At 70.5% G+C, this 25904-nt stretch carries 19 protein-coding genes; 11 read left to right on the top strand and 8 right to left on the bottom strand.

The genetic code is table 11. From position 1 onward, the window contains the following. Positions 1-95: 95 nt before the first annotated feature. Entirely contained in the window at positions 96-1514 is a 1419-nt protein-coding gene (locus AB0C96_RS19090) for a cation:dicarboxylase symporter family transporter (protein ID WP_362918817.1), read from the bottom strand. Between the two features lie 143 nt (positions 1515-1657). Between AB0C96_RS19090 and AB0C96_RS19085 the strand changes: the two genes are divergently transcribed. The 8 genes from AB0C96_RS19085 (at position 1658) to AB0C96_RS19050 (ending at position 11945) form a co-directional block, all read left to right on the top strand. Continuing rightward, positions 1658-3313 (top strand): sensor histidine kinase, encoded by a 1656-nt coding sequence (locus AB0C96_RS19085; RefSeq protein WP_362918816.1) that lies wholly within the window; start codon positions 1658-1660, stop codon positions 3311-3313. Positions 3314-3368: 55 nt separating this feature from the next. Continuing rightward, the gene (locus AB0C96_RS19080; protein WP_362918815.1) at positions 3369-4049 is read left to right on the top strand and encodes a response regulator; all 681 of its coding nucleotides are present in this window, start codon (positions 3369-3371) and stop codon (positions 4047-4049) included. 80 nt (positions 4050-4129) lie between these two features. Next, a complete protein-coding gene (locus tag AB0C96_RS19075) occupies positions 4130-5494 on the top strand; it encodes an extracellular solute-binding protein (protein WP_362918814.1) in 1365 nt (454 codons plus the stop codon). After that, positions 5491-6408 carry a sugar ABC transporter permease gene (locus tag AB0C96_RS19070; RefSeq protein WP_362918813.1) on the top strand — a complete coding sequence of 306 codons (918 nt, stop codon included), beginning with the start codon at positions 5491-5493 and terminating at the stop codon, positions 6406-6408. The genes AB0C96_RS19075 and AB0C96_RS19070 overlap by 4 nt, the downstream gene beginning before the upstream one ends. A gap of 3 nt (positions 6409-6411) precedes the next feature. Further along, complete coding sequence (locus AB0C96_RS19065) at positions 6412-7281, top strand: carbohydrate ABC transporter permease (protein ID WP_362918812.1); 870 nt, start codon at positions 6412-6414, stop codon at positions 7279-7281. A 156-nt stretch (positions 7282-7437) separates the two neighbouring features. Beyond that, positions 7438-8139: a helix-turn-helix transcriptional regulator gene (locus tag AB0C96_RS19060; RefSeq protein ID WP_362918811.1), complete on the top strand. Its 702-nt coding sequence runs from the start codon at positions 7438-7440 to the stop codon at positions 8137-8139. A 300-nt stretch (positions 8140-8439) separates the two neighbouring features. After that, positions 8440-9153 carry an ABC transporter ATP-binding protein gene (locus AB0C96_RS19055; protein WP_362918854.1) on the top strand — a complete coding sequence of 238 codons (714 nt, stop codon included), beginning with the start codon at positions 8440-8442 and terminating at the stop codon, positions 9151-9153. A gap of 215 nt (positions 9154-9368) precedes the next feature. Further along, positions 9369-11945 (top strand): FtsX-like permease family protein, encoded by a 2577-nt coding sequence (locus AB0C96_RS19050; RefSeq protein ID WP_362918810.1) that lies wholly within the window; start codon positions 9369-9371, stop codon positions 11943-11945. A 155-nt stretch (positions 11946-12100) separates the two neighbouring features. Here the strand turns inward: AB0C96_RS19050 and glnII are convergent, their stop codons facing one another. From glnII to AB0C96_RS19035, 3 genes are all read right to left on the bottom strand, one after another. Further along, on the bottom strand, positions 12101-13120 hold the full coding sequence (glnII, locus tag AB0C96_RS19045; protein WP_362918809.1) for a glutamine synthetase: 1020 nt from the start codon (positions 13118-13120) through the stop codon (positions 12101-12103). A 277-nt stretch (positions 13121-13397) separates the two neighbouring features. Beyond that, positions 13398-15029: a glutaminase A gene (gene glsA, locus AB0C96_RS19040; protein ID WP_362918808.1), complete on the bottom strand. Its 1632-nt coding sequence runs from the start codon at positions 15027-15029 to the stop codon at positions 13398-13400. A 347-nt stretch (positions 15030-15376) separates the two neighbouring features. Continuing rightward, complete coding sequence (locus tag AB0C96_RS19035; RefSeq protein ID WP_362918807.1) at positions 15377-16402, bottom strand: ATP-dependent 6-phosphofructokinase; 1026 nt, start codon at positions 16400-16402, stop codon at positions 15377-15379. A gap of 235 nt (positions 16403-16637) precedes the next feature. Here AB0C96_RS19035 and pta point away from each other — a divergent pair, with 235 nt between their 5' ends. From pta to pyk, 3 genes are read left to right on the top strand one after another with little or no spacing between them, the layout of a single operon-like run. After that, positions 16638-18731 (top strand): phosphate acetyltransferase, encoded by a 2094-nt coding sequence (gene pta / locus AB0C96_RS19030; RefSeq protein ID WP_362918806.1) that lies wholly within the window; start codon positions 16638-16640, stop codon positions 18729-18731. Between the two features lie 38 nt (positions 18732-18769). Then, on the top strand, positions 18770-19981 hold the full coding sequence (locus tag AB0C96_RS19025; RefSeq protein WP_362918805.1) for an acetate kinase: 1212 nt from the start codon (positions 18770-18772) through the stop codon (positions 19979-19981). A 60-nt stretch (positions 19982-20041) separates the two neighbouring features. Next, positions 20042-21469, top strand: a complete 1428-nt coding sequence (pyk, locus tag AB0C96_RS19020) for a pyruvate kinase (protein WP_362918804.1) — start codon at positions 20042-20044, stop codon at positions 21467-21469. A 98-nt stretch (positions 21470-21567) separates the two neighbouring features. Here pyk and AB0C96_RS19015 read toward each other — a convergent pair whose 3' ends face one another. From AB0C96_RS19015 to AB0C96_RS19000, 4 genes are all read right to left on the bottom strand, one after another. After that, positions 21568-22866 (bottom strand): hypothetical protein, encoded by a 1299-nt coding sequence (locus AB0C96_RS19015; RefSeq protein ID WP_362918803.1) that lies wholly within the window; start codon positions 22864-22866, stop codon positions 21568-21570. Beyond that, the gene (locus AB0C96_RS19010) at positions 22856-23413 is read right to left on the bottom strand and encodes a DUF6114 domain-containing protein (RefSeq protein WP_362918802.1); all 558 of its coding nucleotides are present in this window, start codon (positions 23411-23413) and stop codon (positions 22856-22858) included. The genes AB0C96_RS19015 and AB0C96_RS19010 overlap by 11 nt, the downstream gene beginning before the upstream one ends. Before the next feature lie 209 nt (positions 23414-23622). Beyond that, positions 23623-24240, bottom strand: a complete 618-nt coding sequence (locus AB0C96_RS19005; protein ID WP_362918801.1) for a DUF6230 family protein — start codon at positions 24238-24240, stop codon at positions 23623-23625. A 613-nt stretch (positions 24241-24853) separates the two neighbouring features. Beyond that, on the bottom strand, positions 24854-25822 hold the full coding sequence (locus tag AB0C96_RS19000; RefSeq protein WP_362918800.1) for a tetratricopeptide repeat protein: 969 nt from the start codon (positions 25820-25822) through the stop codon (positions 24854-24856). Positions 25823-25904: the final 82 nt, after the last annotated feature.

Here is a 25904-nt window from a genome sequence, read left to right as displayed (position 1 = left end):
CCCGCGGTCGTTGAGGGGGCGGCTTTGCCGGGCGTGCGGAAGGGGCGGGCGCCGCGGTCGGCGCCCACCCCTTCTCCCCTCCTGCACGGCCCGGTTCAGGCCTTGGCCGGCTCCTTCACCGCCCCGCCCTCCTGCGGCGGGACCGAACCGGCGGCCGGCGGCTCGCCCGCTGCCACGCCGTGTCCGTCGGCGTTCAGCGTCTTCTCGTCGAACGGGATCCGGCCGGCGAGCACCTCGGCCGCCCGGGACCTGTCGATCTCCTTGGTCCAGGTACCGACCAGCACGGTGGCCACCGCATTGCCCGCGAAGTTGGTCAGGGCCCGCGCCTCGCTCATGAAGCGGTCGATGCCGACGATCAGGCCGACACCGTCGACCAGTTCGGGCCGGTGCGACTGAAGGCCGCCGGCGAGCGTCGCCAGACCGGCACCGGTGACGCCGGCCGCTCCCTTCGACGCGATGATCATGAAGACCAGCAGGGAGATCTGCTGCCCGAGCGAGAGGGGCTTGCCCATCGCCTCGGCCACGAACAGCGAGGACATCGTCAGGTAGATGGCGGTGCCGTCGAGGTTGAAGCTGTAGCCGGTCGGGACGGTGATGCCGACCACCGGCTTGCTGACGCCCAGGTGCTCCATCTTCGCGATCAGCCGGGGCAGCGCCGACTCCGAGGAGGAGGTGGACAGGATCAGCAGGAACTCGCGGGCGAGGTACTTCAGCAGCAGGAAGATGTTGATGCCGGCGACCAGCCGGAGCAGCGTGCCGAGCACCACGACGACGAACAGCAGACAGGTGAGGTAGAAGCCGGCCATGATGACGGCCAGCGACTTCAGCGCGTCCAACCCGGTCTCGCCGACCACCGCCGCGATGGCGCCGAAGGCACCCACCGGCGCCACCCACATGATCATGGCCAGCACCCGGAAGACCAGCTTCTGAAGGTGACCGACGCCGCGCAGCACCGGCTCACCGGCCGCGCCCAGCGCCTGGAGGCCGAAGCCGACCAGCAGCGCCACCAGCAGGGTCTGGAGCACCTCGCCCTGGGTGAAGGCGGAGACCAGCGTGGTCGGGATCATGCCGAGCAGGAACTCGGGGAGCGTCTCGCCGCCGCCGGACGTCTGGGCCTGGCCGGCGTGCCGCACGGACTCGGTCAGGTGCAGGCCGGAGCCCGGCTCCAGGACGTTGCCGACGACCAGGCCGATGGCCAGCGCGATGGTCGACATCACCATGAAGTAGCCGAGGGCCAGGCCGCCCACCGCGCCGACCTTGGCGGCCTTGCGGACCGAGCCGACGCCCAGCACGATCGTGCAGAAGATGACCGGCGAGATCATCATCTTGATCAGGTTCACGAACCCGGTGCCGAGCGGCTTGAGCTGGACGGCCACACCGGGCGCGGCGAAGCCCACGACGATGCCGAGCAGCACCGCCCCGATGACGGCGATGTAGAGGAAGTGGGTCCGGTCCCGCTTCGGTGGCGCGGTCTCCTCGGTGGTACCCCCGGACGGCGGGGTCTGTGCAGCCACGGCTGCCTCCTCGGGTCTACGGTTGTGCGCTGATCTGCGGCTCTGCCACACAACAAGTCCCGGCGACTATGCACTCCGCTGTGGCGCCCGTCACCCTTGCGTACATTTCGTTCACGCAAAAGTGACCGGGCAGACTGTTCTGTATGCGACTCCCCCGACTCCGCGGGCCCCGGTGGCCCCGCCCGCTGCGCGGCCCCCGCAGTCTCGCCGGGCAGCTCTTCGCGATGCAGGTGGTGCTGGTCGCGGCGGTCGTCGTGGGCTGCGCCGTCTTCGCGTACGTCAGCGCCGGGCGGCAGGCGGAGGAGACCGCGCGGCGGCAGGCGACGGCCGCGGCCACCGCCGTCGCCGACTCCCCCGCCGTGGTGGCGGCGGCCCGCACCGCGGACCCCACCGCCGCGCTCCAGCCGTACGCCGAACGGCTGCGGCGCGACGCCGGTGTCGACTTCGTGGTGGTGATGGCCCCGGACGGCACCCGATGGACGCATCCGGAGCCGTCCGCGATCGGCGGGAAGTACCTCGGGCACATCGGCCCGGCGCTGCGCGGCAAGATCTTCCCGGAGACGCACATGGGCGTGCTCGGCCCGTCGGTACGGGTGGTCGCGCCGGTCCACGACCCCCGGCGCGGCGGCCGGATCACCGCGCTGGTCAGCTCCGGGATCACCATCAAGACCATCGGCGAGCAGCTGCGCGACCAGGTCCTGGCGGTGGTCGGGGTGGCCGCGGCGGCGCTGGCGCTCGGCGGCGCGGGGACGTACGTCATCAACGCCCGACTGCGCCGGCACACCCACGGGATGAACGCCCAGGAACTCGGCCGGATGCACGACTACCACCAGGCCGCGCTGCACGCCGTGCGCGAGGGGCTGCTGATGCTCGACGGGGAGCGCAGGGTCGCCCTGATCAACGACGGCGGACGGGAGCTGCTGGGGCTGTCCGAGGACGCGGTGGGCCGGCCGGTGGGCGAGCTGGGGCTGCCGGAGCCGCTCACCGAGGCGCTGCTGGCCCCCGGTCCACGCGTCGACGAGCTGCATCTGACGGGCGACCGGGTGCTGGTCGTCAACGCCTCCCCGGTCTCCGGCGGCGAGCAGCGCGGCAGCGTGGTCACCCTGCGCGATCACACCGAACTCCAGGCGCTGTCCGGGGAGTTGGACTCGGTGCGCGGTTTCGCCGAGGCGCTGCGCTCACAGGCCCACGAGGCCGCCAACCGGCTGCACACGGTGGTCTCGCTGATCGAGCTGGGCCGGGCCGAGGAGGCGGTGGAGTTCGCCACCGCGGAGCTGGAGCTGGCGCAGGCACTGACCGACCGGGTCGTCGGCGCGGTCGCCGAGCCGGTGCTCGCCGCGCTGCTGCTGGGCAAGGCCGCCCAGGCCAATGAGCGCGGGGTGGAGCTGACCCTGACGCCCGACAGCCGGATCGACGACGGGGTGCTGCCACCCGACCTGCCGGCCCGCGACCTGGTGACGGTGCTGGGCAACCTCCTCGACAACGCCATCGACGCCGCCGCCCCGACCCCGGAGCACTCCACCACCGGGACGCCGCGGGTGCTCGTCACCGCCCGGGCGACCGGTGACGAGCTGCTGCTGCGGGTGGCGGACAACGGGCCGGGGGTGGCCGCGGAGGCCGCCGAGGAGATCTTCCGGCGGGGCTGGAGCACCAAACAGGGCCCCGGCCACGGCCTGGGCCTGGCCCTGGTCCGGCAGGCCGTGCGGCGCAACGGGGGCGCCCTCGCCCTGGACCGGGCGCCGGAGGGCGGCGCACAGTTCACCGTACGGCTGCCGCTGCGAACGGGGGCGACGGCATGAGCGCGTCGGCCGGAGGTCCCGCACCGGCCCGCCCGGACGTGGAAGGAGGTGTCCGATGAGTCCCGCCGAGATCCGGGTGCTGGTCGTCGAGGACGACCCGGTGGCCGCCGACGCGCACGCCCTGTACGTGGGACGGGTGCCCGGCTTCACCGTCTCCGGCACCGTCCACTCCATGGGGGACGCCCGCCGCCACCTCGACCAGAACCCGGTCGACCTGCTGCTGCTCGACCTGTACCTGCCGGACGGCCACGGCCTGACGCTGGTGCGCACGCTGCGGGCGGCCGGGCACACCGCGGACATCATCGCGGTCACCTCGGCCCGCGATCTGACGATGGTGCGCGAGGGCGTCTCGCTCGGTGTGGTGCAGTACGTGCTGAAGCCGTTCACCTTCGCCACGCTGCGCGACCGGCTCACCCGCTACGCCGTGTTCCGGGCCACCACCGGCGAGGCCAGCGGGCAGGACGAGGTGGACCGGGCGATCGCCGCGCTGCGCGCACCGCGTCCGGCCGCGCTGCCCAAGGGGCTGACCGCGGCCACCCTGCGGGCGGTGACCGAGGTGCTGCGGTCCGCCGGGGGCGGGGTGACCGCGACCGAAGCGGCCGCCGACGTGGGCATCTCCCGGATCACCGCGCGCCGATACCTCGAACACCTCGTGGCGAGCGGCCGGGCCGCCCGCGCCCCGCAGTACGGGCAGGTCGGCCGCCCCGAATTGCGCTATCGCTGGTCGGGGCATTGACCCGGTGTGATCGGTGACTTACGTTCAGCGGGCAGTACGCCGTGGTTGGTTGACCGTGGTCCGTAGCTGGAGGTCGTGCCGTGCGCCCCACCGCCCCGCTGGTTCTGCTCGCCGCCGCCGTCGTCGCCGCCGGGACGCTCACCGCCTGCGGCGGCGACTCGGCCGGCGACCGGAACACCGTCAAGGTCGCCTTCATCAAGGACACCAACGCCAAGGTCACCGTACGGGACGACTACATCCGCCTGGTGGCCCGGGAGTTCGAGAAGAACAACCCGGGCAAGAAGGTCCGGCTCATCCCGATCCAGGCGTCGGAGAACGACTACTACACCAAGATCCAGCAGATGATGCGCTCCCCCAGGACCGCACCGGACCTGGTGTACGAGGACACCTTCCTGGTCAACTCCGACATCAAGGCGGGGCTGTTGCGGCCGCTGGACGGTGAGGTCGGCGGGTGGGACGACTGGAAGCAGTTCGAGCCGGCCGCGAAGGCGGCGGCCCGGGGGCAGGACGGGAAGACGTACGGCGTCCCGGACGGGACGGACACCCGTGGGCTGTGGTTCAACAAGAAGGTCTTCCGGCGGGCCGGGCTGCCCACGACGTGGCGGCCGAGGACCTGGGAGGAGGTGCTGGACGCGGCGCGGACCATCAAGCGCAAGGTGCCCGGCGTCATCCCGTTGAACGTCTTCACCGGCAAGGGCGCCGGCGAGGCGGCCGTGATGCAGGGCTTCGAGATGCTGCTGTACGGCACGGGCGAGGACCAGCTCTACGACCCGCGGGCGAAGAAGTGGGTGACCGGCACCAAGGGCTTCCAGGACAGCCTGTCCTTCATCGACACGGTCTACAAGGAGAAGCTCGGGCCCGATGTCTCCGATGCGCTCAGCCCCAACATCCAGACCAATGTGGCCGCCGAGCTGCTGCCCGAGGAGAAGCTGGCGATCGACCTCGACGGGTCGTGGCTGGGCCAGCAGTGGCAGCGGACGGGCGGCGGCAAGCCCTGGCCGGCCTGGTCGACCACGCTCGGCCAGGCCCCGTTCCCGACGCGGGCCGGCGCCCCTCCGGGCCGGGTGAGCCTGGCCGGCGGTTGGACCTGGTCGGTGCCGGCGAAGGCCCAACAGCCGGAGCTGGCATGGAAGTTGATCGAAACCTTCCAGTCGAAGCGGAACGCCCTGGAGTGGTGCGTACGAGGCGCGCAGATCGCGGTCCGCAAGGACGTCGCGGCCGATCCGCGCTATCGGAGGTCCGTACCGGGGATCGGGTTCTTCACGAGCCTGGTGAAGGTCAGTCGGTACCGGCCCGCGCTGCCCGAGTACCCCAGGGTCGCGGCGGCGATCGGCGAGGCGATGGAGGCGGTCACCGCCGGTGACGCCACACCGGAGAAGGCCGCCCGGGACTACGACGACGCGCTGAAGTCCCTCGTGGACGGCCGGACGGTCGCCAAGCCATGACGACCGGTGCCGTCGACCGGACCCCGGCCGTCACCCGCACCGCGCGCGGCACCCCGGCCCGTACCCGGTGGCTGCGCTGGTCACCGGTCGTCCCGGCCGCCGTCCTGCTGTCGCTCTTCCTCGCCGGCCCGATCGGCTACTGCGTCGTCATCGCCTTCACCGACGCCCAGCTGACCGGCCAGGAGTCGGCGTCCTTCGTCGGGCTGGCCAACTTCCGGCGGGCGTTCGGGGATCCGGCGTTCCTCAACGCGGTGGCGCTGACCCTGGTGTTCACCGTGGTCTCCTCGATCCTCGGGCAGAACACCCTGGGTCTGGCGCTGGCCGGTCTGATGCGTCGCGCCTCCCGGCCGGTGCGGTCGCTGACCGGCGCGCTGGTGATCACCGCCTGGGTGCTCCCGGAGATCGTCGCGGGCTTCCTGCTCTACACCTTCTTCGAGCGGCGCGGCACCCTCAACGCGCTCCTGGCGTGGCTCCATCTGCCCACCCAGAACTGGCTGTTCACGCTGCCCATCCTGGCCGTGTCGTTCGCCAACGTCTGGCGCGGCACGGCGTTCTCGATGCTGATCTACTCGGCGGCGCTCTCCGGGATCCCCCAGGAGGTCACCGAGTCCGCCGAGGTCGACGGCGCGGGCGGGCTGCGCCGGCTGTGGCACATCACGCTGCCGATGATCCGCCGCTCCATCGGCACCAATCTGATGCTCAACACCCTCCAGACGCTCTCCGTCTTCGGGCTGATCTGGGCGATGACGCGCGGCGGCCCGGGCAACCGCAGCCAGACGCTGCCGGTGTTCATGTACGACCAGGCGTTCCTGAAGTCGCTGATCGGCTACGGCACCGCGGTGGCGCTGCTGTTGCTGCTGGTGGGCGCGGTGTTCTCGGTCGTCTACCTGCGTCTGCTGCGCGAGGAGGTCTGAGCCGTGCCGCTCCCCCGCCGGGCCCTGCCCCGAGCGCTCCGACGGGCTTGGCGCAGGACTCACCGCCACCGGCTGGCCGCCGATGCCGGGCTGCTGGTCGTCGCGGTGGCGTTCGCGACCCCGCTGGTGTGGCTGGTGCTGTCGTCGCTGGACGCGGAGGCCACGCTGCGGGTGCGGCTGCCGGCGTCGGCGACGCTGGAGAACTTCTCGGCGGTGCTGACCGACGAGATCACCTTCCGGCCGATGCTCAACAGCCTGCTGATCTGCGGCGGGGCCACCGTGCTGACCGTGGTCTGCGCGGCGCTCGCCGCCTATCCGCTCTCCCGGTTCCGCTCCCGCTTCGCCCGCCCGTTCCTGCTCACCGTCCTGTTCTCGACCTGTCTGCCGATCACCGCCGTGATGGTGCCGGTCTACGGGATGTTCGTGCAGGTCAACCTGATCGACACCCGGTACGGCACCGCGCTGTTCCTGGCCGCCGCCCAACTCCCGTTCGCCATCTGGCTGATGAAGAACTACATGGACGGGGTGCCGAGGGCCCTGGAGGAGGCGGCGTGGACGGACGGTGCGTCCTGGTCGCAGACGCTGCTGCGGGTGATCCTGCCGCTGATGGGCCCGGGAGTGGGCGTCGTCGCGATCTACACCTTCATCATGATGTGGGGCAATTTCTTTGTGCCGTTCATGCTGTTGCTCTCCCCCGATCAACTCCCCGCATCGGTCAGCATCTTCAATTTCTTCGGCAATTACGGGGCCATCGCCTTCGGCGAACTCGCGGCATTTTCGATCCTGTACTCGACACCCGTCGTCCTGCTGTACATCCTTATTTCGAGGCGACTGGGTGGCGGTTTCGCGCTGGGCGGTGCCGTGAAGGGTTAGCGAAGGGGCGGTGCGGGGTCCATGGCGCCGACGTGCAGCCCGGTGACGGAGAACCGTCGCAGGTGGCCGAGGGAAACCGGCCGGCTAGTAGCTTCCTCCGACTTTCATCCTTGGATATCCGCACGATAGGTGCAAAGCCACCCCGTCACTTACCGTGTGCCGGTGAACACGCACACCGGGGAGCCGCGCAGGCCCCCATTCAATGCCGACGCCGCCCGCCGGCACCGCGAGGCCCTCGGCATGACCCCTGCGCATGTCGCCTACGGAATATGGGCCGCCTTCGGAATACAGATATCGCCGGTGACGGTGGCGTCCTGGGAATTGCGGGAATCCACCCCCACGGAGTCCGAACTGACCGCGCTGGCCGGCGCCCTGTGGTGCGCGCCCGGAGACCTGCTCGGCGCCCCGGGAACCCTGCGCGAGTACCGCCTCTCGGCCGGCCTCGCGCCCGACGCCCTGGCGTCGGCCGTCGGCATGGACCAGGCCGGGTACGAGCGGCTGGAGGCCGGCGGGCCGTGGCGCGGGAACGACCGCCAGGCCGCGGCGCTCGCCGAGGTGCTGAAGCTGTCGCGGCCCGCGCTGCTCCGTGTCACCGGCCGGGACCGGACCCTGTCCGAGCTGCTGACCAGCGCCGTCACCACCCGCTGGCAGGCCTATGTACGGCCGGTCGGCAAGCTCGTACCGCTGCCCAAGCAACGGATCCAGGAGGTCCTTCAGGAGCTGCACGCCGAGTACCAGGCGGCCATGGCCGCTACGCTCAACTGGGGCGGCGGGGACGGCACGGAGGAGTCCGGCGAGACCGGTCGCACCTTCCTCGACGGCATCCTCGAGGAGTTCTGGGCGCGGCTCGGCGAGTGAGGCTCGGGCCCCGGGGTCGGGGCAACCCCGACAGATCCCGTCGGTCCCCGGGCGGAGGGGCGTCCGTCCAGAGGATGACGCGACGGCCGACGATGGCACTTCCGGCCGGTCCGGCTTTCGGTCCCTGCGGGTGAGGACCGCGCTGACCTGCGCGTTCGAGAATGGGGATGTCGAATCGTCCGTCCCCATCCCAGCCTTTCCCAGGAGTTTCCCGTGTCCCACACGGCAGCCGTTCCGGGTTCCTCGCGCGTCCCCGGAACCCCCCGCACCGCCCCCGCCGTCGCCGCCCGGGCGACGGATCTGAGCAAGGTCTACGGCCAGGGGGAGACCCGGGTCGTGGCGCTGGACTCCGTCTCGGTCGAGTTCGGCAAGGCCCGGTTCACCGCGATCATGGGTCCGTCCGGCTCCGGCAAGTCCACGCTGATGCACTGCATGGCCGGGCTGGACACGATCTCCACCGGCTCGGCCCGGATCGGCGACGTGGAGCTGGCGTCGCTGAACGACAAGCAGCTGACGCGGCTGCGCCGGGACAAGATCGGCTTCATATTCCAGGCGTTCAACCTGCTGCCCACGCTCTCCGCACTGGAGAACATCACGCTGCCGTTGGACATCGCGGGCCGTAGGCCCGACCGGGAGTGGGTCAGCGCCGTCATCGAGACCGTCGGTCTCGCCGGGCGGCTGGCGCACCGCCCGGCGCAGCTCTCCGGCGGTCAGCAGCAGCGGGTCGCGGTCGCCCGGGCGCTGGCCGCCCGCCCGGAGATCATCTTCGCGGACGAGCCGACCGGCAACCTCGACTCCCGCTCCGGCGCGGAGGTGTTGGGCTTCCTGCGCGAGTCGGTGCAGGCGATGGACCAGACGGTGGTGATGGTCACCCACGACCCGGTCGCGGCGGCCTACGCGGACCGGGTCGTCTTCCTCGCGGACGGCCGGATCGTCGAGGAGCTCCACCGGCCGACCGCGGACGCGGTGCTGGACCGGATGCGGCTGTTCGAGGCGAAGGGCCGGACGAGCTAGCCACGGGCCGGACACACCGGCCGAGCGCCGGCCGAGCCGGCCACGGCCGGTACCCGCCGACCCGGGCGCCGCGCCTCCCCCACCGGGGCGCCGCGCTCCCGCCCGGGACGCCGGCTCCACCCCGGGACGCCGGCTCCACCCCAGGGCGCCGGCTCCACCCCAGGGCGCCGCCCTTCATACCCAAGCACCCCGGACCCAGGACTGACACCACCGCCATGCTTCGTACTGCCCTGCGCAACGTCCTTGCGCACAAAGCCCGCTTGATGATGACCGCGCTCGCGGTGCTGCTCGGCGTCGCCTTCGTCGCCGGCACCCTCATCTTCAGCGACTCCGTCGCGGAGGCGGTCAAGAACGCCTCCGCCAAGAACCTCAAGGACGTGGCCGTCTCCGTCCAGGCCACCAACAACGACCGCTCGGCCCCCGACGTCGTCGACGCCGAGAAGGACGGCAAGCGGGCCACCGCCCTAGACGACCGGCTCGCCGACCGGATCCGCGCGCTGCCCGGCGTGGCATCGGTGCGGTCCGACGTCACCGGTCAGGCGACCCTGGCCGGCACCGACGACCAGCCGATCGGCAACGGCTGGCAGAACCACGCCGTCAACTACCAGCCGGGCGCGGACGGCAAGGACAGCCGCTACCCGCTCGTCCAGGGCCGCGGCCCGGCCAACGGCAACGAGATCGCGCTGGCCGAGTCCACCGCCGAGGCGGCCGGCGTCCGCATCGGCGACACCGTGCGGTTCGCCACCGACGGGCCGGTGCTGAAGAAGAAGCTGGTCGGGATCGTGGCGACCGACGACCCGCAGGTGACCGCGGGCGGCAGCCTGGCGCTGTTCGACACCGCCACCGCGCAGCAGCTGTACCTGCACCCCGGCCAGTTCGACGAGCTGATCGTGTCCGCCCGGCCCGGCACCGACGAGCGGGCGCTGACCGCCAAGGTCCGGGCCGTGCTCCCGAAGGACCGGGCCACCGCGGCCAGCGGCAGCGACCTGGCCGCCGAGCAGTCCCGGATGATCGCCCAGCAGAACAGCGCGCTGAGCCAGACGCTGCTGACCTTCGCCGGGATCGCGCTGTTCGTCGGGGTGTTCATCATCGCCAACACCTTCACGATGCTCATCTCGCAGCGCAGCCGCGAAATCGCGCTGCTGCGTGCGGTGGGCGCCTCGCGCCGGCAGGTCGTGCGCTCGGTGCTCGCCGAGGCCGCGCTGTTGGGGCTGATCTCCTCGGTCGTCGGCTTCGCGCTGGGCCTGGGGATCGCGGTGGGGCTGCGGGCCGTACTGGACGCCAATGGCGCGGGCTTCCCGGACGGACCGGTCGTCATCACCCCGGCCACCGTGCTCGCCGCGCTCGGGGTGGGCGTCGTGGTGACCGTACTGGCCGCCTGGCTGCCGTCCCGCAAGGCGGCGCGGATCGCTCCGGTGGAGGCGCTGAGCAGCGTCGAGGCCCCGCCCGCGCTGCGCAGCCTGGTCCTGCGCAACACCATCGGCGCGGTGATCACCGCACTGGGCGTGGCGGTGATGCTCTACGTCTCCACGCTGAAGTCCGGTGACGACCTGCCGACCGCCATGCTCGGCTCGATGCTGACGCTGACCGGCGTGATCGTCCTGGCTCCGTTGCTGTCCCGTCCGCTGGTGTCGCTGGCCGGCCTGGTCACCACGCGGCTGTTCGGCATCGGCGGCAAGCTCGCCAAGGAGAACGCGCTGCGCAATCCGCGCCGTACCGCGGCGACCGGCTCGGCGCTGATGATCGGGCTCACCCTGATCACCGGCATGACGGTCGTGGGGCACTCGGCGCAGCTGGGCATGGACAAGATGGCGGCCCGCGGGCTGACCGCCGACTACCAGATCAGCACCTCGACGTTCGTCGGCCTGGACCCCGAGCTGTCGAAGAACGTGGCGAAGGTCCCCGGCGTCGAGGCGGTGGCCCCGCTGCGCGGCGCGGGCTACACCACCGACGGCAGCGGCGAGGGCGGCTTCGGCTACCTCCGCGGCACCGACCTCACACAGATCGACAAGGTCACCCACCTCACCTTCACCCAGGGCTCGTTGGACGCCGTCCGGGCCGGCGGGATCGCCGTCTCGCAGAAGGGCCTCAAGGACCACGGCTGGCACGTCGGCGACACGGTGACCGTCCGCTTCGACGAGAAGAAGCAGACCCGGCTGAAGGTCGCCGCCGGCTACGAGGACAACGAGGTGCTGGGCGAGTCCTTCGCCGACCTCTCGCTGGTCGACCCGTACCTGACCCGGCACAAGAACGAGCAGCTGCTGGTGAAGGCGGCCGACGGCGGCTCCCCGGCGCTGGTCAAGAAGATCCGGCACGCGCTCGGCGACAGCCCGCTGCTGAAGGTCCAGACCCACGACGACCTGCGCAAGGAGAACGCCGGGCAGATCGACACCGTGGTGAACATGGTCTACGGGCTGCTGGGCATGGCCGTCATCATCGCGGTGGTCGGCGTGGTCAACACCCTGGCGATGTCGGTGTTCGAACGGACCCGGGAGATCGGCATGCTGAGGGCGATCGGTCTGGCGCGCAGCGGCATCAAGCAGATGGTGCGGCTGGAGTCGGTGGTCATCTCGCTGTTCGGCGCGGTGCTCGGGATGGGCGTGGGGATCTTCCTGGCGTGGGCCGGCGGCAGCCTGGTCGGCTCGTCCTTCCCCACCTACGAGATGGTGCTCCCCTGGGGCCGGCTCGGCCTGTTCCTGCTGATCGCGCTGGTCGTGGGCGTGCTGGCGGCGGTCTGGCCGGCCCGCCGGGCGGCCCGGCTGAACATGCTGGAGGCCGTCAACGCCCAGTGATACGGACTGCGAACGGCGGCGGGCCTCCCCTCGGTTCGAGGGGAGGCCCGCCGCCGTCTGCGCCGGCATCCGCATGCGGAGCGAGTGCACAAGCCCGGAGGAGGAACACCGGGCCGCCGCGCCGGCCGTGTGTGGGCCGGGGCGGCGGGCGGGGATCAGACCTGGCCGGCCTTCTCCAGTGCGGCGCAGCAGGTGTCGACGATGCGGCGGGTCACCACGTACGGGTCGACGTTGGCGTTGGGGCGGCGGTCCTCGATGTACCCCTTCTGGTCGGCCTCGACCTGCCAGGGGATACGGACCGAGGCGCCTCGGTTGGAGACGCCGTAGCTGTACTGGTCGAAGGGGGCGGTCTCGTGCAGGCCGGTGAGCCGTGTGTCGATGCCCGCGCCGTAGTCGCTCACGTGCTCCAGCGGCTTGGTGCCCTCGCCCAGCGCCTCGCAGGCGGTGATGATCGCGTCGTATCCCTCGCGCATCGCCTTGGTGGAGAAGTTGGTGTGCGCGCCCGCGCCGTTCCAGTCGCCCTTGACCGGCTTGGGGTCGAGGGTGGCGGAGACGCCGAAGTCCTCGGCGGTGCGGTAGAGCAGCCACCGGGCAACCCACAACTGGTCGGCGACGTCCACCGGCGAGAGCGGACCCACCTGGAACTCCCACTGGCCCGGCATGACCTCGGCGTTGATGCCCGAGATGCCCAGTCCGGCGGCGAGGCAGTGGTCGAGGTGCCGCTCGACGATCTTCCGTCCGAAGATCTCGTCGGAGCCGACGCCGCAGTAGTAGCCGCCCTGGGGCGCCGGGTATCCGCGGTCGGGGAAGCCCAGGGGGCGGGCGCCGTCGAAGAAGGTGTACTCCTGCTCGATTCCGAAGATCGGCTGCTGGTCCTCGAAGCGCTCGGCCACCTCGGTCAGCAGCGAGCGGGTGTTGGACTCGTGCGGGCTGAAGTCGGTGTTGAGGACCTCGCAGAGCACCAGGGTGTCGCTTCCGCCGCGGATCGGGTCCGGGCAGCTGAACACCGGCTTGAGCACGCAGTCGGAGGCGTGGCCTTCGGCCTGGTTGGTGCTGGAGCCATCGAAGCCCCAGATCGGCGGCTCCGCCCCGTCCGCGAGGATCTTGGTCTTGGAGCGCAGCTTGGCGCTGGGCCGGGTGCCGTCGATCCAGATGTACTCGGCTCGGTAACTCACGGTTGTGTCTCTCCTGTGGTTCTTTCCGAGAGCAGGAAGTTCTGCCTCGGCGTTGTCTAGTCATTCGGTTGTTGCGCGTGGGGTTGTTGCGCGTACGGACATTCCGCGTGCGGTCGTTGCGCGTGCGGTTGTTGCGCGTACGGTCATTCCGCGTGCGGTGGTTCTTCTTTCCGCCGGAGGCGGAAAGCCTTCGGGCCCGTCGGTTGTCCCGCTGCCCGCGGAGCCTGCGACCGGGATCTCCGGCCAGGACACGGCGCTGTGTGGGGCGCGCTTCGGATCAGGCGGTGCCGTTCATGGCACGGGAGGCCGCAGCCACCGCTTCGACGAGCCAGACCGACTCCTTCAGCGCCTCGACGACCGCGGTGTGGCGGCCCTTTTCGGCATCGGTGAGCGGGGTGCCGCCCCACCGGTCGGTGGCCTCGACGTCGGCGCCCTGCTCCAGCAGGTATCTGACGACGTCCATATGGCCCTCGGAGGCGGCCAGATGGAGCGCCGTACGACCGTCGTAGTCGCCGGACGCGGCCGGAACGCCGGCTGCCAGAGCGGCCCGTACCCCTTCGAGGTCGCCGGTGCTGGCCGACCACAGCAGGCCGACGAGGCCGTCGATCGCCGTCTGGTTCTTCCTGCGCCGGGGGTCGCGTTTGCCCTTCTCCTCGCTCCCCACGAGCGAGTCGTACATGTGGAAGTTGTACTTGGCGACCAGCTGTCGGCAGAATTCGATGCCCCGAACGGAGTTCCCCAGGGCGTCCAGCCGGGGTGACCAGATGGCGATCCCCATGACCTGCGGCACGACCAGCATGAGAGCACCGGAGACCCCGCTTTTGGCGGGAAGTCCAATGGTGAAGGCGAATTCCCCGGAGTAGTCGTACATGCCGCACGACGACATCAGGGACAGGCATTTCTGGACCGAACCGGTCGAGAAGACCCGGTCGTTGGTGAGCGGAACGACCCCGCCGTTGGCAAGCGTGGCGGCGACCGAGGAGAGCGCACCGGAGTCGAGCTCGATGGAGCAGCACTGGAAGTAGAACTCCAGGGTCTCCACCAGATCGGTGCCGTGGGGGAAGGCGCGGTGCTCACGCATGAAGTAGCCCAGCGCGAAGTTGCGGTCGGCGGTCTGCCGCTCCGAGAGGTAGACGGAGTTGTTGAATCCGACCGGGCTGCCGCCCGACAGTCTCCGCCAGGTGTCCTCCACATAGTCGAAGCGATCCGCGATGTCGAGCGACTCCCTGATGAGCGAACAACTCATGATCGCGCCGGAGTTGATCATCGGGTTGTGCGGAAGGCCGTCCCCGTTGACCGTCAGCTCGTTGAACCCCCGGCCGCTCGGCTCCCGCCCCACGTGCCGATGGACCACCTCGGCGCCGTGTTCCTCCAGGGTGAGCGAGTAGTTGATGGGCTTGCAGACCGACTGCACGCAAAAACGCACGCCCGAATCGCCGATGGAGAACCGCTGGCCGTCCACCGTGCAGACGGCGATGGCGAACTGGTCCGGCGGCACCCGCTTCAACTGCGGGATGTAGTCGGCCACCGCGCCGCGCTTCTCCCCCAGCAGGCTTCCGTGAATCTCGACGATGTCGGCCACGAAGGAACGAAAGTCCGGGATGACGAGATCGCCGGTGACGGCGCGGGTGAGCAGACCTCCACTGCGCTGACACAGTTTCGCGAAGTGTGCGAGGTCAAGCGACCCGCCGCTGCTCGGGTCCGCATCCTCGATCACCTGCCAGGCCTCGATGATGCGCGGGTCGTCGGGGGTGATGCCCGACTCCTGAAGCCGCTTCACCACCTCGATGGGGGATATGTTGCCCCGGGCGTCCTTCTTGAAGGAGTCGAAGAGCTTGCGGTAACCGCCGATGTCCTCCCCGGTGGTCTGCGGACCCTGAACCGTCCCCTCTCTACCCGGTTTCACCATGGCGTACCCCCGCTGCTTTTCGTGCCCATGTCGCTGTTGGCCCCCCTCAGAGGGAACCTGATGACATGTCGCAGTCCAGCACGGAGATCCGCTACGGGAACAGGGTCAACGCCCGCATGACCCAAACATCTGGGTAGCCCGCACAACACCCTTCGGTCCGCACCGCATCATCGGCTGATGAACTTCCCGCGGCTCAGCGCGCGTTCGCCGTCAAGCCGACAGACACCGAACGTCGACATGCCGGTCGTCAGCGGTGAGCGCGAACAGCAGCGTCTCCTCGACCACTCCTGTTCCGTGTGCGAGAGGAGCTTGGGCTGTGTGGTCTCGGCGGGCCCCTTGGGCCCCGGTCAGAAGACCGACTCGGCCTCGTCCATCCGCCACGTGGGCACGGTCTTGAGTTCGGTGACCGCCTCGGCGAGCGGCACCATCTCGATGTCGGTGCCGCGCAGCGCGGTCATCCTGCCGAAGTCGCCGCGGTGCGCGGCCTCCACGGCGTGCCAGCCGAAGCGGGTGGCGAGCACCCGGTCGTAGGCGGTGGGGGTGCCGCCGCGCTGGACGTGGCCGAGGATGACCGGACGGGCCTCCTTGCCGAGGCGCTTCTCCAGTTCGCGGGCGAGCGCGGTGCCGATGCCGGAGAACCGCTCGTGGCCGAACTGGTCGATGGCGCCCTTCGCGTAGTCCATCGTGCCGGGAGCCGGGTGCGCGCCCTCGGCGACGCAGATCACCGCGAACTTCTTGCCCCGGGCGAACCGCTCCTCGACCATCTTGACCAGGTCGCTGACGTCGAACTCCCGCTCCGGCAGGCAGATTCCGTGGGCGCCGCCGGCCATCCCGGACTCCAGCGCGATCCACCCCGCGTGCCGGCCCATCACCTCGACGACCATGACCCGCTGGTGCGACTCGGCGGTGGTCTTGAGCCGGTCGATCGCCTCGGTGGCCACGCCGACGGCGGTGTCGAAGCCGAAGGTGCGGTCGGTGGAGGAGATGTCGTTGTCGATGGTCTTGGGGACACCGACGACCGGCAGTCCGACGTCCGACAGCATCCGGGCGGCGGTGAGGGTGCCCTCGCCGCCGATCGGGATCAGGACGTCGATGCCGTAGTCCTTGGAGTGGTCCCTGGCGTTCTCGCACGCCTCGCGCAGCCGGGCGCGCTCCAGCCGGGACGAGCCGAGGATGGTGCCGCCGCGGGCGAGGATGCCGCTGACCGCTTCGAGGTCGAGCTTGCGGAAGCGGCCGTCGAGCAGGCCGGCGAAGCCGTCCTCGAAACCGATGACCTCGTCGCCGTGGCCGGTGAGGGCCCGGTGGACGACCGACCGAATCACAGCATTCAGGCCGGGGCAGTCGCCGCCTGCGGTGAGGACTCCGATACGCATCGTGCTGTGTCTCCTGTGCTCGCTGTCGGTTCCTGACCCGGTCCGATTGTTTCACGGTCCGACGGGCTGTGGGTTCCGTCACGCCCCACCCCTACTCCCGCCCGGACCGGGCAGGGGAAGGAGCGAAGACTCGGAGAGCGACCTAGCCACCCTCGCAGGTATTGTCAAGAGGGGCGTACCCGCAATAACGGCTTATTTTGACCTTGCCAGAAACGGAATGGATCGGAGAGCACGCGTGACGCGCAGCGTGTACGTGACCGGTATCGACCGCGGCGACGGCCGCCAGGTCATCGAGCTGGGAGTCATGGAGCTCCTGACCCGCCACGTCGACCGGGTGGGCGTCTTCCGCCCGCTGGTACACGACGGACCCGACCGGCTCTTCGATCTGCTGCGGGCCCGCTACCGGCTCACCCAGTCCCCCGACACCGTCTACGGCATGGGCTACGAGGAGGCCGCCGCGCTCCAGGCCGAGCGCGGCACCGACGAGCTGGTCTCCCGGCTCGTCGACCGCTTCCACGCCGTGGCCAGAGACTACGAGTACGTCCTGGTCCTCGGATCGGACTACGCCGACACCAGCCTCCCGGACGAGCTGAGCCTCAACGCCCGGCTCGCCAACGAATTCGGCGCCTCGGTGATCACTGTCGTCGGCGGCCAGGGGCAGGAGGCCGAATCCGTACGCGCCGAGGCCCGCAACGCCCACCGGGCCCTGACGTCGCTGGGCTGCGACGTCGTCGCGGTGGTGGTCAACCGGGTGGCCCCCGAGCTGCGCACGGCGGTCGTCGAGCGGCTCTCGGCCCGACTGCCGGTGCCCTGCTACGCGCTCCCCGAGGACGGCTCGCTCTCCGCGCCGACCGTGGGCCAGATCGTGCACGCCCTCGGCGCGGAGGTGCTGCTGGGCGACGACTCCGGGCTCGCCCGGGACGCCCGCGACTTCGTCTTCGGCGGCGCCATGCTGCCGACCTTCCTCCAGGCGCTCACCCCGGGCTGCCTCGTGGTGACCCCCGGGGACCGGGCCGACCTGGTCATCGGCTCGCTCGCCGCGCACAGCGCCGGCGCCCCGCCGATCGCCGGAGTGCTGCTCACCCTCGACGAGCGGCCCGGCCCCGACATCATGGCGCTGGCGAGCCGGCTGGCCCCCGGCACCCCGGTCGTCTCCGTACCGGGCGGCTCCTTCCCGACCGCGGCCGAGCTGTTCGCCATCGAGGGCAAGCTGAACGCCGCCTCGCCGCGCAAGGCGGAGACCGCGCTCGGCCTGTTCGAGCGGCACGTGGACACCGCGGAGCTGACCGCCCGGATCTCGGTCGCCCGCTCCGGCCGGGTCACCCCGATGATGTTCGAGCACGAGCTGATCGAGCGCTCCAGGGCCGGCCGCCGCCGGGTGGTCCTCCCGGAGGGCTCCGAGGAGCGGGTGCTGCGCGCCGCCGACGTCCTGCTCCGCCGCGACGTATGCGACCTGACGCTGCTCGGCGAGGAGGAGGCGATCCGCAAGCGCGCCGCCGACCTGGCCATCGACCTGGCGGACGCACAGATCATCGACCCCCAGACCTCCGAACTGCGCGAGCGGTTCGCCGAGCAGTACGCCAAGCTCCGCGCCCACAAGGGCGTCAGCTACGAGCTGGCCTACGACGTGGTCGCCGACGTCTCCTACTTCGGCACCCTGATGGTCCAGGAGGGCCTGGCCGACGGCATGGTCTCCGGTGCGGTGCACTCCACCGCGGCCACCATCCGGCCCGCCTTCGAGATCATCAAGACCAAGCCGGGCGCCCAGATCGTCTCCTCGGTGTTCTTCATGTGCCTGGCCGACCGCGTCCTGGTCTACGGTGACTGCGCGGTCAACCCGGACCCGGACGCCGAGCAGCTCGCGGACATCGCCATCCAGTCGGCCACCACCGCCGCCCGGTTCGGCGTCGAGCCCCGGATCGCGATGCTGTCGTACTCCACCGGCACCTCCGGCTCCGGCGCGGACGTCGACAAGGTCCGCAAGGCCACCGAGCTCGTCCGTGAGCTCCGCCCCGACCTGCTGGTCGAGGGCCCGATCCAGTACGACGCGGCGGTGGACGCGGCGGTCGCGCAGACCAAGCTCCCCGACTCCGACGTGGCCGGCAAGGCCACCGTGCTGATCTTCCCGGACCTCAACACCGGCAACAACACCTACAAGGCCGTGCAGCGCTCGGCCGGTGCGGTCGCCGTCGGCCCGGTCCTCCAGGGTCTGCGCAAGCCGGTCAACGACCTCTCGCGCGGCGCCCTGGTCCAGGACATCGTCAACACCGTGGCCATCACGGCCATCCAGGCACAGGGCGCCCGGCCCGGTGCCGGACACACGGCCTGAAGCCCCCGCCCCCGCCCGCACCCATCGGAAAGCGCTACATGACTGCCACTGCCACCCGCGTCCTCGTCCTCAACTCCGGTTCCTCGTCGGTGAAGTACCAGCTGCTCGACATGGCGGACGGCACCCGGCTCGCCGTCGGTCTGGTCGAGCGGATCGGCGAGGAGACCTCGCGCCTGGCGCACACGCCGCTGGCCACCGGCGGGGTGAAGCGCGAGACCGAGGGCGCGATAGCCGACCACGAGGCCGCGCTCAAGGCCGTCGCGGCGGAGCTGGCCGCGGACGGCCTGGGCCTGGACTCCCCTCAGCTGGCCGCGATCGGGCACCGGGTGGTGCACGGCGGGCTGAAGTTCACCGCGCCGACCGTGATCGACGAGGCCGTGCTCAAGGAGATCGAGCGGCTGGTGCCGGTCGCCCCGCTGCACAACCCGGCCAACATCACCGGCATCCGGACCGCCCAGGCGCTCCGCCCCGACCTGCCGCAGGTCGCGGTCTTCGACACCGCCTTCCACACCACGATGCCGGAGTACGCGGCCCGCTACGCCATCGACGTGGAGACCGCCGACGCCCACCGCATCCGCCGCTACGGCTTCCACGGCACCTCGCACGCCTATGTGTCCCGCAGGGCCGCGGCGCTGCTGGGCAAGGACCCGTCCGAGGTCAACGTCATCGTCCTGCACCTGGGCAACGGCGCCTCCGCGTCCGCCGTCCGGGGCGGGCGGTGCGTGGACACGTCCATGGGCCTGACGCCGCTGGAGGGTCTGGTCATGGGCACCCGCTCCGGTGACATCGACCCGGCGGTGACCTTCCACCTCAAGCGGGTGGCGGGGATGTCGACGGATGAGATCGACGTGCTGCTGAACAAGAGGAGCGGGCTGATCGGGCTCTGCGGCGACAACGACATGCGCGAGATCCGGCGCCGCATCGACGAGGGCGACCAGCGCGCCCGGCTCGCCTTCGACATCTATGTGCACCGGCTGAAGAAGTACATCGGCGCCTACTACGCGGTGCTCGGCCGGGTGGACGCGATCGCCTTCACCGCGGGCGTCGGCGAGAACGCCGCCCCGGTGCGCGAGGCCGCCATCGCGGGCCTGGAGGAGCTGGGCATGGCCGTGGACGCCTCGCTCAACGCCGTACGGTCCGACGAGCCGCGGTTGATCTCGCCCGACTACGCCCGGGTCGCGGTCGCCGTGGTGCCCACCGACGAGGAACTGGAGATCGCCCAGCAGACATACGCCCTGGTCAACGCCTAGACATTGGCGTTTCCACCTACCGGAATATTCCGCTCTGAAACAAACCGATAGGATTCCGCCATGCGCCGTTCCAAAATCGTCTGCACCCTGGGCCCCGCCGTCGACTCCTACGAGAAGCTGAAGACGCTGATCGAGGCCGGCATGAACGTGGCCCGCTTCAACATGAGCCACGGGACCCAGCCGGAGCACGAGGAGCGGTACCACCGCCTCCGCAAGGCCTGCGAGGAGACCGGCCGCGCGGTCGGCGTGCTGGCCGACCTCCAGGGCCCCAAGATCCGCCTGGAGACCTTCGCCGACGGCCCGGTGGAGCTGGTGCGCGGTGACGAGTTCGTCATCACCACCGAGGACGTGCCCGGCGACAAGACCATCTGCGGAACGACCTACAAGGGTCTGCCCGGCGACGTCTCCAAGGGCGACCCGGTCCTGATCAACGACGGCAACGTCGCGCTCCAGGTCGTCGAGGTCGACGGCCCGCGGGTGCGCACCATCGTCATCGAGGGCGGGGTCATCTCCGACCACAAGGGCATCAACCTGCCCGGCGCCGCGGTGAACGTCCCCGCGCTGTCCGAGAAGGACATCGAGGACCTCAAGTTCGCCCTGAAGCTGGGCTGCGACATGGTCGCGCTCTCCTTCGTCCGGGACGCCAAGGACGTCCAGGACGTGCACCGCGTCATGGACGAGGTGGGTCGCCGGGTCCCGGTCATCGCCAAGGTGGAGAAGCCGCAGGCGGTGGCCAACATGGAGGAGGTCGTGCTGGCCTTCGACGCGGTCATGGTGGCCCGTGGCGACCTGGCGGTGGAGTACCCGCTGGAGAAGGTCCCGATGGTGCAGAAGCGGCTGATCGAGCTGTGCCGCCGCAACGCCAAGCCGGTGATCGTCGCGACCCAGATGATGGAGTCGATGATCACCAACTCGCGGCCGACCCGCGCCGAGGCCTCCGACGTCGCCAACGCCATCCTCGACGGCGCCGACGCGGTAATGCTCTCCGCGGAGTCCTCGGTCGGCCAGTACCCGATCGAGACCGTCAAGACGATGTCCAAGATCGTCGAGGCGGCCGAGGAGGAGCTGCTCTCCAAGGGCCTCCAGCCGCTGGTGCCCGGCAAGAAGCCGCGGACGCAGGGCGGTGCGGTGGCCCGGGCGGCCTGCGAGATGGCCGACTTCCTCAACGGCAAGGCGCTGGTGGCGTTCACCAAGTCCGGTGACACCGCCCGCCGGCTCTCCCGCTACCGCGCGACCCAGCCGATCCTGGCCTTCACCACCGACACCTCCACCCGCAACCAGCTCACGCTGAGCTGGGGCGTGGACAGCTTCGTCGTGGAGCACGTCGACAACACCGACGCGATGGTCGACCTGGTCGACGCCGAGCTGCTCAAGCTCAAGCGCTACAGCAAGGGCGACACCATGCTCATCACCGCCGGTTCGCCCCCCGGCATCCCCGGCACCACCAACATGGTCCGGGTGCACCACCTGGGCGGCGGGCGCGCCTGACGCACCCCCGACATGCGGAAGGCCCCGCTCCTCCTCGCGGAGGAGCGGGGCCTTCCGTGTGCGGCTCCCGGAGAGGCTCTGCCGGGCGGTCGCCCCGGTCAGTTCTCGATGGTGACGTGCATGCCCGGGACGGTGAGATTCCCGCCGAACTGGCCCGCCTGGTCGAGCTTGACCTTGCTGAAGTACGCGTAGGGGACGTTGAGCGGCGGCGGGTGCTCGGGGTCGAACACGATCGGGATCAGACCGAAGAGGTTGCCCTGGAGCCGCTCGGTGTACAGCGTCACCTTGCCGCCGCGGATGGTGGACGTGGACCCCGGTGTCGACCGGACGTGGTACTTCTTGCCGGACGCCGGATCGTCGACGATCTGGTGGAGATCACCGATGTCGATGCTGTCGGCGGTGAACTTCAGGGCCTGCTTGGTGTGGCCGCCCTGCGTCGTGACGTTGACGACGCCCTCGTAGTTCAGACCGCGCAGGGTGAGCCCGCTGGACTCCAGGTGCCACGGGTCGTCGGGCAGGGTGGCGGGCGCCTGCTCGTCCTTGCCCTTCTGCTTGTTCTCGACGACGCAGGGGTACGCCTTCTTGCCGTCGGCGTCCTTGCCGTCCAGCCCGCCGCCGGGCAGCGCGTTGTCCGCCGTGCCCACGGCGCCGTGGACGGTGTCGTTGACCGTCTTGGCCGCGTCGCCGTTGTTCGTCACATGGTCGACGGTGTCCTTGACCGGGTCGGTGACCTTGTCGACGGCGGACCCGGAGTCCGTGGCCTCGGATGTGGCCTTGGGCGCGGGGGTCGCGGTGTCCTTGGTCGCGGAGGAGGACGGCGAGGGGCTCGACGAGGCCGACGGCTCCTCGGTCTTGTCGCCCCCGAACAGGCCACCGAGGGCATCGCCGATGCCGCCCAGCAGGCCCCCGTCGTCCTTCTTCTCGGGAGAGGCCGACGGCGACGGGGTCGCGGAGTCGGCGGGCTCCTCGGTCTTCTGGGACGCGGACGGCGCGGGCTGGGCCTGCTGCGTCGCCTCCTTGCTCGGCGACGGAGACGGCGAGGCGGAGGGCTTGGCCGACGGCGTGGCGGATGGCGAGGCGGCGTCCTTGCTGCTGTCCGTGCCCTTCGTGTCCTTCGCGCCGTCCTTGGCCTTGGCGTCCTGCCCGCCCGCCTTGTCGGGGGCGGCGGCGCAGGGGCCGGCCTTGAAGGGGCTCTCGGGCGGCGCCGGCTTGGCGATCGCCATCTGGGGCGTCAGCCCCATGCCCATGAGGACGGCGGACGGCATGGCGGCGATGGCTATCGCCTTGCCCGCGGGCACATGCAGCCGAGTCAGCAGCGGCTTCTTGGGCGCCGCGTGCCTCGGCCCTGTTCTCGCCCCGGCGGCTGCGCTCTCCTCGTGCAGCTCGTCACCCGGCACGGTGCCTCCCGTTCGTTCCGTTGATCGGGCTTCCTGACAGGTCGTCCAGTCCGTCGCCCGACCCGGGTCCGGCCAGTGCGGGGTTCGTGGCGACGACCGGGCCGGCGATGGTGCGGGCCGGCTCCTCGGCGTCATCACCCCCCTCAATGGCCTTGCCCGGGGCCCAGGACACACCCAGCGCGCCACCGATCAGCCCCAACACGAAGCCGAACCCGAAGGCGCCGAAGTTCGAGACGACCAGGGAGACCAGGGCGAGCAGGATCGCCGCCACGCCCGCGAAGACGCGCGAGGCCGGCTGGAACCACATGGTGAGACCGAGCACGACCAGCAGTACGCCGATGATCAGCGAGCCGGCGCCGGCGGTGGTCGCCATGCGGACGGTCAGGGAACCGATCGTGAGATTCGCGTAAGGGATGTACATGATCGGGATGCCGGCCAGCAGAGTCAGCAATCCGCCCCAGAACGGGCGTTGTCCGCGCCACTCCCGGAACGAACTGCGCTTCCGGCCGACGGTCTCGATCAGCTGCGGTCGCGTATCGGCGCTCATGCCGGAACCTCGCTTCGCTCGGCCTTGCATGCGCGCGGTGCGCACCTATCGATAGTTCGCTCGCGAGGCTCGCTCATGTCGTACAGCTCCTCGGGACTGGCAGATCGTGGTTCTGTGCTGAGGTGTGCTGGATGGCGCTACCCGGCGTACGGGCGCGGGGAACGGCGCAGTCACCGCAGGCTCTGCCCCACGCCCGTACGCTCAGTGCGTCAGAAGCACTCGCTCTTGCCCTTGGCGACGCTCATCTTGAGGCCGCTGAGCTTGAACGTGCCGGCAGTGGTGGCCCACGCCTGCTGCTTGACGTGGGTGAGCACGGCCGAGTCGGCCTCCTGGGCGAACGAGCCGGGGTCGGCCTTGTCGCCCTTCTGGATGCCCGGACCCTTGGACGTCGAGCCCGCGGCAACACCGATGTTGATGTTGTTGAAGGTCGCGTCCGCATCGAGCTGGTCGAGGTCGATGTAGAGGTTCTTGGCCTCCACCGGCGTGCCGTTGCCGCCGGCCGACAGCTTCAGCGACACATCGCCGAAGACCGGGACCGGGACGACCACCGACTGGCACAGGTTCCTGATCTTGGCGCTGGAGAACGCCGAGACCGCCACCGGGATCTGCTTGCCGCCCTTCTGGGCGTCAATGGCTCCGTACTGGACGAAGCCGGTGCCGTCCAGCCGGTCGGTAGTGACCTTGAACTGCTGGCCGGACACGCTGAACGACGCCGCGAGCGCACCCTGCGAGAGGGCGACGCCGATCGCGGCGGTCGCCGCGACGCTGGGCACCATGACGACGGCGAACCGCTTCCATCTGGTCCCGCCACGAGCCAGGGACTCCATGACTTTCCTCCTTCTCGGACGTACATCTCCGGTACCGGCCGCCCCGTGAGGGAGGGCGGTACCTGGGATGGGAGAAGTGCTACGTCCTCGGGAAGGAGAGCGCCCGTTCTCGGAGGCACATCGTGTTCCGAATACCGGCGATCACCCCCGAGCGACAACCACTGGCCACGCTCTCGCGCAACCTCACCGGACAGGCCCTGCCGGATGGGGCAGAGACCCCCCTGTCCGCGGCCGGCGGAACTGCCACCGGCCACTCGGTGGGGACCCAAGTACCCCGCTGCACCGACCGGATGCCGGGCTGCGGGAATGGACCGAGCGTCGCCGATCGTGGTCCATTCACGGCCGGTACACAAGGGGCTCGTTACTTGCGGGTAACGGCCTGATAACCGAGGTTCGACGGACCGAGATCGACCGGCCACTCAGGGTCGTCGCTGACAGCGAACGAACATGCGGCAATTGCGGACAGAATGCCGCAAGGGGACCGCTAAGTCTTACTCCAAGTAACAGCGGCCACGTTTACCAAGTTTTGGCAAAACGTGGCCGCGGTTTCGTTTGTTCGGTCAACTCACGGAGGTCGTACAGGTCGCAACCGGGCGCCTCGTACGACAGCGGGTCAGAACAGCACCCTGGCAAGGGCGGTACGGGCCGCCGTCACCCTCGGGTCCTCCGCCCCGATGACCTCGAACAACTCCAGCAGGCGCACCCGCGCGGCCTCCCGGTCGTCACCGACCGTCCGCTTCACCGTGTCGACCAGCCGGCCGAACGCGTCCTCCACGTGGCCGCCGACCAGGTCGAGGTCCGCGGCACGGATCTGCGCCGGGACATCGGTCGGGGCGTCCGCCGCCTCCTTGCGCACGGTCTGCGGGTCCAGGTCCTGGACCCGGCGCAGCAACTCGGCCTGGGCGAGGCCGAGCTTGGCCTCCTCGTTGGCCGGGTCGTCGGAGAGCACGTTCTTGTACGCCTGGACGGCACCGCCCAGATCCCCGGCGTCCAGCGCCTGGCTGGCGGCCTCCAGCAGGGCGTCGTACGGACCGGCCGGCGCCGGCGCCTCGGCCGCCGCCTCGCCCGCGGCGGCCGGGTCGACCGGCGCGCCCACGATGCCGAACTGCTGCTCGGCGGCCTGCACCAGCTGGTCGAGCACCTGCCGGATCTGCGCCTCCGGGGCCGCGCCCTGGAACAGCGGGATCGGCTGGCCCGCGACCACCGCGAAGACCGCCGGGATGCCCTGCACCCCGAACTGCTGGAACAGCATCTGGTTGCTGTCGACGTCGATCTTGGCCAGCACGAACTTGCCGGCGTACTCGTTCGCGAGACGCTCCAGCAGCGGGCCCAGCTGCTTGCACGGCTCGCACCACTCGGCCCAGAAGTCGATGACGACCGGGACCTCGGTGGAGCGCTGGAGGACGTCCTGCTGGAACCCCGCCTCGTCGACGTCGTACACCAGGCGGGCACCGCTCGCGGGGGCCCGGCCCGTGCGGGCGGCCTCGGCCCGCGCCTGCTCCGCCTTCTGCTTGGCTTCGCCGGCCGCCTTCACCGCGGCGAGGTCGACTACTCCACTCATGGACATATTGCGTGGCTGCATGGGTCCATCCTCCCCCCTGGGCGGTCCGTTCCGAAAAGCGTTCCGGAAAGCGATGCGGTCAGCGGCACAATCGACGAGTGGT

The sequence above is a fragment of the Streptomyces sp. NPDC048506 genome (assembly GCF_040651315.1).
Lineage (GTDB): Bacteria > Actinomycetota > Actinomycetes > Streptomycetales > Streptomycetaceae > Streptomyces.
This window is presented reverse-complemented; position numbering and strand designations above follow the sequence as displayed.